Genomic DNA, 11,788 nt, shown 5'->3' on the forward strand with positions numbered 1-11,788 from the left:
TAAAAATCGTTCTGGTGTTTTGCTTATTTATGAAACTTTTTAGCCATATACATAAATGGTGTGTCAATGGCAGCTACTAAAAATTTAATGAAATAAGTTGTTAAGAATAGCTGAATCCAATTTCCAAAGTCAGATACAAATAATTGCCAAAAAGCAATAATGGTAAATATAAATGTATCTAATAACTGACTGGTCATCGAACTGATATTGTTACGCAGCCAAAGGAATCGGTCTGATTTAAATTTACTCTTAATTTTAGAGAAAATATAAACATCTGCATTTTGACTGATAATATAAGCTAAAAGGCTTCCAGCAGCAACTTGCGGAACTAATCCGAATAATGTCTCTAACGCACCGTTGACTTCATCGATTGGTGCTGGTTCAAATAGTAACGCAAACTGCATGACAACTGTCATTGTAATTAACGTAAAGAAACCTAACCAGACAGCTTTTTTAGCTTCGTCCTTACCATACTTCTCGTTTAGAATGTCAGTAGCAAGGAATATAGATCCATACATGATATTGCCTAACGTTGCGTATACCCCAAATAATTCAACCATCTTCAATACTTGAAGGTTGGCAACAACAGTAGACATTCCAATCCAAACGAGCAGACCATTTTTACCGAAAATACGGTAAACTAAAATTAATAAAAGAAAGTTTACAAGTGCAAAAACAATCCAAAGTAATTCATTAAACATCATATCATCTCCTTAGTTTTGGTATCGCAGGATTTTTCGAACTGCGTTTTGCACGAATAGTTCAATGATATGATAAAAAGAATAGATAATCAATATAATTTTTATCATAGTAACGCTTCTAACCTTTATCCATATACATAAAAAAAAGCCGGCAACTGCGTTAGCAGTGCCGGCTTAGATTTATCGTTTATTTTTTAACTACGTTAGAAGCTTGTGGTCCACGATCGCCTTCAACGATTTCAAATTCAACATTTTGACCTTCGTCTAATGTTTTGAAACCTTCTTCTTGAATTGCTGAATAGTGAACGAATACGTCGTCGCCACCTTCAACTTGGATGAAACCATAACCTTTCTCCGCGTTAAACCATTTTACTACACCGTTTTGCATGATTCAAAATCCTCCTAAAACTTTCACCTATATGGTGCTTAATTTCACAACAAATCTGTAAGAGATAAAAATTGGGCAACCCCTATAGAAATGAAGGATCACAAATCAATCTTTCACTTCTATAGAAGTTACCCAATTCATGATACCTCACATCTTTATTGCACTTATAAGTATAACCTAATGGTATGGACAACGTCAAGTTTTGTTGGATATACTATATATTAAATTCATATACGTGAGGGAATGGTAATGATTAACATTGGTTTAACAGGGTGGGGAGACCATCCTGCTATACACGAGCAAGATCATATGTATCAACACAAATTAGCGGCATATGCATCTCATTTTCCAGTCGTTGAGCTCGATGCTGCATTTTATAGTCTAATGAGTCATGAACAGTATCGAAAGTGGGAGAAACAAACACCAAAAAATTTTTCATTTATTATTAAAGCTTTTTCTGCATTCACTGGACACGATCGGCAATCTTATACAAGAAAAGAAATTAAAGATATGTTTCAAAGTTATAAAGAAGGTATACAGCCTATATTGGATGCTCAGAAGCTAAATTGTATTTTATTTCAATTTCCTCCATGGTTTGATTTAAATAAAGATAATATAAGAAAATTAAGATTTATACGCCAACAGTTTGATGAATACTCATTAGCTTTAGAGTTCAGAAATCGTACTTGGTTTGAGGAGTCAGTTAAAGAGTCGACACTAAAGTTTATGGAAGAAGAGAAGTGGATTCATTCAATTTGTGATGAACCACAAGCTGGAGTTGGTTCAGTTCCGATTGTTGATGAAGCAACACACCCTGACAATACTTTAATACGGTTTCATGGGCGTAATGTCATGGGATGGAATCAGAATGGAAATGAGAATTGGCGAAAAGTTCGTTTTCTTTATAGGTACAACTCAGAAGAATTAACAGAATGGAAAGATCGCATTGTTAAATTAAAAAAGGACAGTAAACAGATTACCGTCCTCTTTAATAATAATTCTGGTGGTGATGCTTACGATAACGCTAAACAGTTACAATCGTTACTAGGAATTGAGTATGAAGATTTGAACCCGAGTCAAATTAATCTCTTTTAATTTGAAATTCGTTTGGCACCTAAGTATCTCGCTTGCCAATAATTTTCATTAATATTACTAATAGTAACCCCATTGCTTGCGCCAGCATGAATGAAATTGCCGTCGCCTAAATAAATCCCAGCATGTGATGGACCAGGCTTATACGTTTCAAAGAACACAAGATCACCGACGCTAGGTTGGTTTACGGCAGAACCAGAATAATAAATTTCACTCACAGTTCTTGGGATTGAGATGCCGTGTTGTTTGAATACAAATTGCAAATAACCGCTACAATCAAATCCAGACGGTTTTTCTCCACCCCATACATATGGCGAACCTATGTATGAGCGTGCGGTTTTTATAATGGAAGGTGATGCAGCCGCTTGCTCAACTGGTGCTTTCGATTGTTTTTTAACTGTATGTTCAACTGTTTGACTAGAAGAAGAGGACTGATTGCTTACGTGTCTAATTTGTTGGTAACTGGATAAATCGATGTCTAAATTATAAGCTTTATTGTATTGTTCTAAGGCCTTTTTGGTTTTGGGTCCAGCTGTGGCATCCATTGAACTATGGTAAAAACCAAAAAATTGGAGGCCCTTTTGAATTTCCATCACTCGACTAGATTTTTCACCATATTGTAGTTGATCAGCTTTATTCTCAATAATGGCTTTATAATATTGATGTAACTCTTCTTCGATTTTTAGATAGGTGGCCTCATCTGTTTCACCCGTCGCATCTAAATCATGCTCTTCCTGAAAGGATTTTATAGCGTGTTCGGTCAATACATCATACTCTTCTTTGTACTCGCCTTGGTAGTACTTAAGGGTTCTTAGTTTTTTCTGAAGTTGAACCACTGCTTCATGATGCTTACCGTAAGTTAAGCGATTTAATTCTTCAAATTCTTCTTGAGAGATCGCTTCTACAGGTAAAGTGAAGGCAAGAGGGGAGCTAATAGCTATACTGCCTGCCATAGTCGTTAACATAAACTGACGCTTTTTCTTCTTACATACCATCTAACCAACACCTTTTCTATGTGATGATGTTGAAATTATATGTAGGGCATAGGAATCTATGACAACCGACATTTATTTGTTACAATAAAGTAAAATTATATAGGGAGGATGACCATGGGTAATTTGAACGAAAAAGAGTACTTAAATCTTTGTCAAGATATATTAAATCATGGATCAGATCGTGGTGATCGAACAGGGACAGGCACACGCTCGATATTTGGTTATCAAATGCGATTTAATTTACAAGAAGGTTTTCCTTTATTGACAACTAAAAATGTTCCTTTTAAATTAATTAAGAGTGAGCTGTTGTGGTTTTTAAAAGGAGATACCAATATCCGTTACTTACTATTACATAACAATAATATTTGGAACGAATGGGCATTCAAAAATTGGATAGAAAGCCCTGATTATGATGGGCCTGACATGTCCGATTTCGGCCTTCGCGCGCAAGAAGATGAGAGCTTTAACCAACAATACCAAGAACAGATGTCACGCTTTAAACAACTAATTTTAAATGATGATGAATTTGCAGAGAAATTTGGACATCTAGGTGATGTTTACGGTAAACAATGGAGACACTGGAAAACAACGACAAATGAAACGATCGATCAAATTAAACAAGTTATTCACGATATAAGAACAAAACCTGAATCTAGACGTTTGATTGTCTCTGCTTGGAACCCTGAAGATGTTCCGACTATGGCTTTACCACCGTGTCACACATTATTTCAATTTTATGTACAAGATGGAAAACTTTCTTGTCAACTTTATCAAAGAAGTGGAGACGTTTTCCTGGGGATTCCGTTCAATATTGCAAGCTACTCGTTATTAACGCATTTAATAGCAAGAGAGTGTAATTTAGAAGTAGGAGAGTTTGTTCATACGATTGGTGATGCTCATATTTATCACAATCATTTTAATCAGGTGAAAGAGCAGTTATCACGTGATCCTAGAAAACAAGCTGAGCTTATGATTAGTGATGATGTTAATACTATTTTTGATGTGGATGTAAGTGATATAAGTTTAAAAAATTATGACCCTCATCCAGCAATCAAAGCACCTATTGCAGTGTAGGAGTGATTGGTCTTGTTATCGTTTATTGTGGCAATGGATGAAAATAATGTAATTGGAAAAAATAATGACTTGCCTTGGCATCTTCCAAATGATTTAAAGTTCTTTAAAAAAATTACGACTGGTCATACCATCATTATGGGAAGAAAAACGTTTGAATCTATTGGTCGTCCGCTACCCAATCGAAAAAATATTGTATTAACCCGAAATAAAAGTTTTGAGGCAGAAGGTTGTACTGTTGTTCATTCAGTTGACGAACTTGGACCATATTTAAAAGATGATGAAGTATTTTTAATTGGTGGTTCTGAGCTTTTTAATTTGGCGTTAGATCGTGCAGACCGGTTGTATATAACACGAATACACGATGAATTTGACGGTGATACTTTCTTTCCTAAAATTGACTTGAACCAGTGGAAATTAATAGACGAACAATCAGGGGAAATTGATGAGAAAAATGTGCATGAACATACTTATTTAATATATGAACGTAAGTAATTATTGAACGTTTTTTAACAGTATTATAAATTGTTTGCAAATGGAACCTAAATCAGCGACAATAGAATTGTTAATAATATGACGGAAGGTGTTTTAATGAGTATAGGTTTACCAGGGTTAATTTTAATTGTGTTAATCCTATTAATCATATTTGGGCCAACTAAACTTCCTGCACTAGGGAGTGCTTTAGGTCAGTCGCTTAAAGAATTTAAAAATTCTACAAAAGACTTAAATGACGATGATGAATCTAAAAAGTCCGTCGATCATCAGTAAGTCTAAAATCAATGAGGTGATTGTATGTCATTAGGCGGTATCGGTATACCAGGTCTAATTTTAATATTAATTGTTCTATTAATTATCTTTGGACCGTCAAAATTGCCTGAGATTGGAAAGGCTTTTGGATCATCATTAAAAGAGTTTAAGAAAGCTACAAACGACTTAATGTCAGATGATTCGAATAACAGTTCTAACCAAAAAATCTCAGATACAAATGATTCTAATAAGAATGACTAAGGTGTAAGGGGAATCCTTACATCTTATTTTATGAAGGATGAATAACATGGAAGAACAAAAAGCAATTGGACAAGAACAAGAAACAATGGATTGGACAGAGCATTTAGGTGAACTACGTAATCGTCTACTTTGGACATTACTCATTTTTGTTGTGTCATTTGGTGTAGGCTTTTATTTTGTTGAAGATATTTATCGTTTTCTTGAAAGAGATGTTGAGTTCACACTAAATGTTTTAGGGCCGTTTGAGATCATTTGGGTGTATATTATTATAGCCTCGATTACTGGTATCATTGTTACAATACCATTTCTTGCTTTTCAACTTTGGTTGTTTATTCGACCAGGTTTAACCAAGCATGAACGTAAAGTTAGCTTAATGTACATTCCAGCACTATTTATTTTATTTTTACTAGGGCTCGTCTTTGGTTATGTTTTCATTAAAGATTTAATTTTAGGATTTCTATTGAATCTTGGGGATGGACTTGTTAATGAGATGTTTACTGCACGTAACTATTTTAAGTTCATTTTACAAGTAACGATTCCATTTGCGATATTCTTCGAAGTACCATTGATTGCTATGTTCTTAACTAGCTTAGGCATTATAGATCCAATGTTTATGAAAAAAACAAGAAAGTATGCTTATTTAATCTTAGTAATACTAGGAACTATGCTGTCTCCGCCCGATTTTATTTTACAGTTACTAGTAGCAGCACCATTGATCATTTTATACGAAATCGCAATTACGATGTCGTCGATTGTTCATAAACGAAAAATGAGACAATTAGAGAAATTAAATGACTCTTAAGGGGGAAGGTGTTCGTTTGAGATCTTTTTACCACTACATGATGGCCTATAGAGGTGTTCAAGATGTATTAGATCCCAAGAAGCAATTAGCAGATTGGATGTTTAAAGATCATGATTTCCCAAAGCACTCTACTAACTATGAAGAAATCAGTGATTATCTGGAGTTTCACTCACCATTTAATAACGCTTTATCAACGTTTGATGAAGCTTGGACTGAATATATACAAAACAGTTAACCAGGTGATCAAATTCACCTGGTTAATTTTTGTTTAGCAATATGCGCTACCAACAATTATTAATAGAATAAACAATACAACGATTAAAGTGAAGCCGCCTCCATAGTTTTGGCCCATTTCTCATTCCTCCTTTACATTTCACTGATAAGATATGCGAATGTAAGGTGTAGTGTATGGGCAAACCTCAGTACTTTTCTAATACTAAAGCACACGTCAAACGCAATATACATGTTATAATATAGATAAATGAATGTGAGGTGAAAAGCCGTGCCAACACCATTATCAATGGAGTGGAAAATTATAACTTACGGAGAGGAACTAAGACTCGATGAAGCAAGTGATGTTTTTGAAGTCACTCTTGATGGTTATAAATTATTTCCCATTGATGAAACAGTTGAGGTCTTAAGGCACCCACAAACCAATCATATAGGAATCGCGAAAGTTGTCAAATTAACGTTCGAAAATCAACAAACTAAATGCCGTTACCAATTAATTTCGCTAAAATCCGTCAATTAATAAGTGGTTAATGTCGAATTACTATATTTATTGCGCTTGCCCGGGAAATGAAGAGTAGAGGAGGTTCGAAGTTTTGGACATCCATTCAGATTGGAAGTATATCCTTGAAGATGAACTAAATAAACCATATTTTATTAATTTATTACATAATGTTGAATTAATGTATCAATCACAGACTTGTTATCCACCAAAAAATCAAATATTTAGAGCATTGAATGAAACACCATTTTCAGAAACAAAAGTAGTCATTTTAGGGCAAGATCCTTATCATGGGGCTGACCAAGCTAATGGCCTTAGTTTTTCAGTTAATAAAGAACAATCTTTACCACCTTCACTAAAGAACATTTATAAAGAGTTAGTAAATGATCTAGGATGTCACTTCCCAACTCATGGCGATTTAACTCATTGGGCTAATCAAGGTGTTTTAATGTTAAATACAGTTTTAACTGTGAATCAAGGTGAGGCACACTCACATGCTCATTTAGGCTGGCAAACATTTACGAATCGAGTAATCGAAGTTTTAAATGAACGTAAAGAACATTTGGTTTTTGTACTCTGGGGAAAACATGCTCAGAAGAATTTTAAATATTTAAATCAACAAAAACATTTAATCATTGAATCACCTCATCCTAGTCCATTATCTGCTTATCGTGGTTTTTTTGGAAGCAAGCCTTTTACCAAGGCTAATCAGTTTTTAAAAAGACATCATATAAATGAAATTCAATGGTGTTGATCATAAACATGACATTTGCCTAAACGAGTTACACGTCTATTTCGTACTATATATTATGAAATAAAGGAGGAATAGGCGATGGACCCGTTTGGATATCGACCACCAAATGATTTTTGGAACCAAAATCATTATTATCAACAACCTTTTCAATTTCACGCGCCACAGCGTGGAGGACTTAATATAATATCTAAGTTTTTGGGTAAACAACCGTATAATCCATACCCACAACAATTTTTTGGGTATGGACCGGCAACTGGAGGAATGGCGTCAAAGTATGCGACTTTACACGAGACATTAAATCATGTACAAAAGGGATTAGGGATTATTCAACAAGTCTCACCTTATATTAAACAATATGGACCGTTTGTTAAAAATTTACCTATGGTCGTAGACATGGTGAAAATTATGATGGAAAATGATGATGAAGTGGACAGTGACACACACGAAGATGAACATCACAGCGATGATGAACAAATGGAGAGGTATGAGACAAATGAAGAGAAACAACCACGCCGTTCAAGCCCAACAAAAGAAGAGAAACGGTTAGAGCGTGAGCGACGGCATTCAATTTCTCGAGATACTCAACATGTTAAGGAGCGAAAACCAACTCCATCAAAAAAGAAGTCAACAGATGAATTCCCTAGACCTAAATTGTATATTTAATAATAGAGGTGATAAGATGTCACAATTAGAAAAAGCAACATTTGCAGGTGGCTGTTTTTGGTGTATGGTAGAACCATTTGATCGTAGGCCTGGTATCGAAAAAATCGTATCAGGCTATACAGGTGGACATACTGAAAACCCAACCTATGAAGAGGTATGTTCTGAAACAACGGGTCACGTAGAAGCCGTGCAAATAACATTTAATCCAAACATTTTCCCATACGAAGACCTTCTTGAAATTTATTGGCAACAAATTGATCCCACGGATTCTGAAGGTCAATTTAATGACAGAGGTGGCTCTTACCACCCTGTGATTTTTTATCATAACGATAAACAAAAACAGCTAGCTGAATCATCTAAACAGGCATTAGAGGAAAGTGGGAAATTTAATAAGCCAGTTGTAGTCGAGATTAAAAAAGCTGATACCTTTTACCAAGCAGAAGACTATCATCAAGATTATTATAGGAAAAATGCATTTCATTATAAGCTTTATAAAAAAGGGTCCGGCCGAGAGGCTTTTATTAAAGAGCATTGGCATGATCAAGATAAAGAAAAGCTTAAAGCGCAGCTAACTGATATCCAATATAAAGTAACCCAAGAAGATGCAACAGAAACGCCTTATCAAAATGAATATTGGGATCACGAAGAAGAAGGTATTTATGTCGATATTGTAAGCGGCGAACCATTATTTTCATCTAAAGATAAATATGACGCTGGGTGCGGTTGGCCGAGCTTTACAAAACCTATTTCTAAAATAGAAGAACGTATGGATACGTCACATGGTATGCGTAGAATTGAGGTCAGAAGTGAATACGCAAACTCACATCTTGGACATGTTTTTGAGGATGGGCCTATGGAAGAAGGCGGATTACGATACTGTATTAATTCTGCAGCATTAAAATTTATACCTGTTGATGAGCTTGAAGAAAAAGGGTATGGCAAATATAAAGTATTATTTGAAGAAAAATAATCAATCAAACGTTTGATTGAATTTAGAGGTGTATAAATTATGATTCATAAAACGTGGTATAATCATGAAACAATTAAACAAATTAAATGTACGAATACAAATGCAAAAAAGTTTACAGTTGAAAACGTCTTAACACCAGGAAAAACGTACGATGTCAAAAATGAATCAGAAGAGTTTTATTTTGTAGTTGATGACACAGGCAAAATGGGCGGATTTTTAAAGGATTATTTTGAATAATCGTAGGAGCAGCTTTCATATTGGGTGAAAGCTGCTTTTTTTGACGGTGAAGCTAAACGTAACGTATAATTATTTTAAATTCAAGATAAAATAGGAGGCCGAATATGAAGCATGTTTTTAAAGAAGGTCAAAGTAATCGGACATTACTTCTATTACATGGTACAGGTGGTAATGAAGAGGACTTGTTACCATTAGCGGATATGATCGATCAAGACGCTAATATTTTAAGTGTAAGAGGAAGTGTAAACGAAAATGGTATGAATCGTTTTTTTAAACGACATGCTGAAGGTGTGTTTGATGAAGAAGATTTAATTGAGCGAACCAAAGAATTAAATCAATTTTTAGATGACAAAAGTAATGAATATGGATTTGATCGTAATGAAATATATGCTGTCGGTTATTCTAATGGCGCAAATATTGCAGGCAGCATGCTTTTTCATTATAACGATTCACTAAAGGCTGCCATGTTATTTCATCCAATGGTTCCTAGAAGAGGAATTCAATTGCCAGACCAACAAGGTGTAAATGTATTTATAGGTGCGGGTGAAAACGATCCGATTTGTCCAGCCCAGGAAGCTCAGGACCTGAAGAGTCTTTTAGAAAGTGCGAATGTTGACGTTGAATTATTCTGGACAAATATGGGGCATCAATTGACGAGAGAAGAAGTGGAAGCAGCAAAAGCGTGGTATCAGAAATTATAAAACGAAAAGTGCCTATTGAGCGTAGTCTCATTAGGCACTTTTAAATTATACATTTAAATTGACTAGAAATACCCCTAAAGTTTCCTCATATATTTCATCGAATTGTTCAAATGGTAAGGGGTTCGTGCCTCGGCCTAATTCTACTGTGAATCCTGGTCTTCGATATTCTTGAATAAACCAATCTTTATATCCATTGTGACTGTCAACATAACGTATTGGTGTATATCCACTCATACGACTGTACTCACTAACAATTGTTTGTGATTCTGGTGGCTCTAAGCCTTCATATCCCCAATAGATCACTTTACCTTGAGTGTGTAAAGCTAATACACGTTCAAAATCATTGTTTTTAACTAATTCAGCCATAGTTATAGCTTCCGGTTCTGATAAAGGTGATGGACCTGGGTAATCTCTTGGGGCTGGTTGTTGACGTTTCCGGTTGGACTCAATTTCCCAATTGGCAGGATATTGATTATTTAAATCAACACCTCTAATATTAGCTTTCCAATTATTGAAGTTAGTGCTACCTTGATTAATTTCTAATACTAAATCTTGAAACTCTGCATCTTCAGGTAGACCTTTATTTAATAAGTCGACACCATCTGGGTTTACCATTGGAACAAGAGACAGTGTGATGGAGTTGTAGAAGTTTTGCATATCTATTCCACGAATAGGTTCATTCGAAGAAAGGGATAATAAGTAATCATGGAGAAAACGCATGATAACAGATGTCGTAATGGATTCATTTGCATGAAAAGAACCATTTATATGAATATGACGATCGCCTTCACCAATCGTAACTTCATATATGGGTTTATTCATAACTGATTGCCCGATTTCTCTTAAGGTTAAAAAAGGAAATAAATTGACGAGTTTAAATAAATCTTCTTCTAATCGATCTGAAGTATATGGTTCATTAAATGTTAAAATATTGTCATAAATACGCTTAGGGATATTCAATAAATCACCAATTCTTAATTGATAAGAATTTACTGGATTTGTGGCCAGAATTCTTTCTAAAGGAAGTGAGTATTCTTGACTAATTTTCCACAGTGTATCACCCGGTTGAATCCAATATTCTTCTTTAATGTAATTGGGCACTTTAATTACTTGACCAACCCTCAAAGCGTTAGGGTCAGTGTATGGATTCGCTTCAATAAGTTGTTGAAGTGGGATGTTAAATAATCTCGCTATTTGATAATAAGTCATTCCTGGCTGAATGACTAAGTCCATATGAAGTCCCCCTTTATGGATTTTGTAACCGCTAGTAAAAGTATATTTGCACTATCAAAAAAAAGTGCTTATAATCGTAATTAGAATATTGCACACACATGGTATCTTATATAAAATGTGATAAGATAGTTTTAGAGAAAAATAAAGGAGTGATCTTTTTGGCATTTATTATTACATCACCATGTAAAGATGAAAAAGCAGCGGAATGCGTAGAAGTATGTCCGGTTGACTGTATTGAAGAAGGTAAAGACATGTTCTATATAGATCCAGATATTTGTATTGATTGTGGAGCATGTGAAGCCGTATGCCCTGTAGAAGCGATTTATCATGAAGATGAGCTTCCAGAAGAAGAACGTGAATATATCGAGCTTAATCGTAGGTTCTTCCAAGAATAAATGGTTTACAATGTAAAGGCTGGATACATTCATTCAGCCTTTTTTTTA

General features: G+C 34.8%; 19 protein-coding genes. 14 read left to right on the plus strand and 5 right to left on the minus strand.

From position 1 onward, the window contains the following. Window positions 1–23: 23 nt before the first annotated feature. Both EDC24_RS03415 and EDC24_RS03420 read right to left on the minus strand, forming a co-directional pair. Window positions 24–701, minus strand: a complete 678-nt coding sequence (locus EDC24_RS03415; protein ID WP_124219745.1) for a queuosine precursor transporter — start codon at window positions 699–701, stop codon at window positions 24–26. Between the two features lie 187 nt (window positions 702–888). Further along, window positions 889–1,089: a cold-shock protein gene (locus tag EDC24_RS03420; RefSeq protein WP_124219747.1), complete on the minus strand. Its 201-nt coding sequence runs from the start codon at window positions 1,087–1,089 to the stop codon at window positions 889–891. Window positions 1,090–1,338: 249 nt separating this feature from the next. On the opposite strand from EDC24_RS03420, the gene EDC24_RS03425 reads away from it, so the two are divergent. Further along, window positions 1,339–2,184, plus strand: a complete 846-nt coding sequence (locus tag EDC24_RS03425; RefSeq protein WP_124219749.1) for a DUF72 domain-containing protein — start codon at window positions 1,339–1,341, stop codon at window positions 2,182–2,184. Here the strand turns inward: EDC24_RS03425 and EDC24_RS03430 are convergent. Beyond that, a complete protein-coding gene (locus EDC24_RS03430; RefSeq protein ID WP_124219750.1) occupies window positions 2,181–3,176 on the minus strand; it encodes a C40 family peptidase in 996 nt (331 codons plus the stop codon). The genes EDC24_RS03425 and EDC24_RS03430 overlap by 4 nt on opposite strands. Before the next feature lie 114 nt (window positions 3,177–3,290). On the opposite strand from EDC24_RS03430, the gene EDC24_RS03435 reads away from it, so the two are divergent. The 6 genes from EDC24_RS03435 (at window position 3,291) to EDC24_RS03460 (ending at window position 6,292) form a co-directional block, all read left to right on the plus strand. Continuing rightward, complete coding sequence (locus EDC24_RS03435) at window positions 3,291–4,250, plus strand: thymidylate synthase (RefSeq protein ID WP_124219752.1); 960 nt, start codon at window positions 3,291–3,293, stop codon at window positions 4,248–4,250. Between the two features lie 12 nt (window positions 4,251–4,262). Next, window positions 4,263–4,742 carry a dihydrofolate reductase gene (locus tag EDC24_RS03440; protein WP_124219754.1) on the plus strand — a complete coding sequence of 160 codons (480 nt, stop codon included), beginning with the start codon at window positions 4,263–4,265 and terminating at the stop codon, window positions 4,740–4,742. Window positions 4,743–4,820: 78 nt separating this feature from the next. Next, on the plus strand, window positions 4,821–5,015 hold the full coding sequence (gene tatA / locus EDC24_RS03445) for a twin-arginine translocase TatA/TatE family subunit (protein WP_281274490.1): 195 nt from the start codon (window positions 4,821–4,823) through the stop codon (window positions 5,013–5,015). A gap of 24 nt (window positions 5,016–5,039) precedes the next feature. Beyond that, window positions 5,040–5,255: a twin-arginine translocase TatA/TatE family subunit gene (gene tatA / locus EDC24_RS03450; RefSeq protein WP_124219758.1), complete on the plus strand. Its 216-nt coding sequence runs from the start codon at window positions 5,040–5,042 to the stop codon at window positions 5,253–5,255. A gap of 46 nt (window positions 5,256–5,301) precedes the next feature. Beyond that, window positions 5,302–6,057: a twin-arginine translocase subunit TatC gene (gene tatC / locus EDC24_RS03455; RefSeq protein ID WP_124219759.1), complete on the plus strand. Its 756-nt coding sequence runs from the start codon at window positions 5,302–5,304 to the stop codon at window positions 6,055–6,057. A gap of 16 nt (window positions 6,058–6,073) precedes the next feature. After that, window positions 6,074–6,292, plus strand: coding sequence for a YozE family protein (locus tag EDC24_RS03460; RefSeq protein WP_124219761.1), 219 nt, complete (start codon window positions 6,074–6,076; stop codon window positions 6,290–6,292). A 33-nt stretch (window positions 6,293–6,325) separates the two neighbouring features. Here EDC24_RS03460 and EDC24_RS03465 read toward each other — a convergent pair whose 3' ends face one another. Further along, window positions 6,326–6,409 carry a YjcZ family sporulation protein gene (locus EDC24_RS03465; protein WP_054753077.1) on the minus strand — a complete coding sequence of 28 codons (84 nt, stop codon included), beginning with the start codon at window positions 6,407–6,409 and terminating at the stop codon, window positions 6,326–6,328. 150 nt (window positions 6,410–6,559) lie between these two features. Here EDC24_RS03465 and EDC24_RS03470 point away from each other — a divergent pair, with 150 nt between their 5' ends. From EDC24_RS03470 to EDC24_RS03495, 6 genes are all read left to right on the plus strand, one after another. Next, window positions 6,560–6,808: a DUF2584 family protein gene (locus EDC24_RS03470; protein ID WP_124219763.1), complete on the plus strand. Its 249-nt coding sequence runs from the start codon at window positions 6,560–6,562 to the stop codon at window positions 6,806–6,808. A 73-nt stretch (window positions 6,809–6,881) separates the two neighbouring features. Next, window positions 6,882–7,541, plus strand: a complete 660-nt coding sequence (ung, locus tag EDC24_RS03475; RefSeq protein WP_124219764.1) for a uracil-DNA glycosylase — start codon at window positions 6,882–6,884, stop codon at window positions 7,539–7,541. A 78-nt stretch (window positions 7,542–7,619) separates the two neighbouring features. Beyond that, on the plus strand, window positions 7,620–8,204 hold the full coding sequence (vrrA, locus tag EDC24_RS03480; RefSeq protein WP_124219766.1) for a VrrA/YqfQ family protein: 585 nt from the start codon (window positions 7,620–7,622) through the stop codon (window positions 8,202–8,204). A 16-nt stretch (window positions 8,205–8,220) separates the two neighbouring features. Continuing rightward, a complete protein-coding gene (msrA, locus tag EDC24_RS03485) occupies window positions 8,221–9,174 on the plus strand; it encodes a peptide-methionine (S)-S-oxide reductase MsrA (protein ID WP_124219768.1) in 954 nt (317 codons plus the stop codon). A 39-nt stretch (window positions 9,175–9,213) separates the two neighbouring features. Next, complete coding sequence (locus tag EDC24_RS03490; RefSeq protein ID WP_124219770.1) at window positions 9,214–9,411, plus strand: DUF6501 family protein; 198 nt, start codon at window positions 9,214–9,216, stop codon at window positions 9,409–9,411. A gap of 104 nt (window positions 9,412–9,515) precedes the next feature. Continuing rightward, window positions 9,516–10,112: an alpha/beta hydrolase gene (locus EDC24_RS03495; RefSeq protein WP_124219772.1), complete on the plus strand. Its 597-nt coding sequence runs from the start codon at window positions 9,516–9,518 to the stop codon at window positions 10,110–10,112. Between the two features lie 45 nt (window positions 10,113–10,157). Here the strand turns inward: EDC24_RS03495 and EDC24_RS03500 are convergent, their stop codons facing one another. After that, entirely contained in the window at window positions 10,158–11,345 is a 1,188-nt protein-coding gene (locus EDC24_RS03500; RefSeq protein ID WP_124219774.1) for a M14 family zinc carboxypeptidase, read from the minus strand. Window positions 11,346–11,503: 158 nt separating this feature from the next. On the opposite strand from EDC24_RS03500, the gene EDC24_RS03505 reads away from it, so the two are divergent. Continuing rightward, window positions 11,504–11,740, plus strand: coding sequence for a ferredoxin family protein (locus EDC24_RS03505; RefSeq protein ID WP_124219776.1), 237 nt, complete (start codon window positions 11,504–11,506; stop codon window positions 11,738–11,740). The last annotated feature ends 48 nt before the right edge of the window (window positions 11,741–11,788 follow it).

The sequence above is a fragment of the Aquisalibacillus elongatus genome, assembly GCF_003843875.1.
In the GTDB taxonomy this organism is placed as follows: Bacteria; Bacillota; Bacilli; order Bacillales; family Alkalibacillaceae; genus Aquisalibacillus; species Aquisalibacillus elongatus.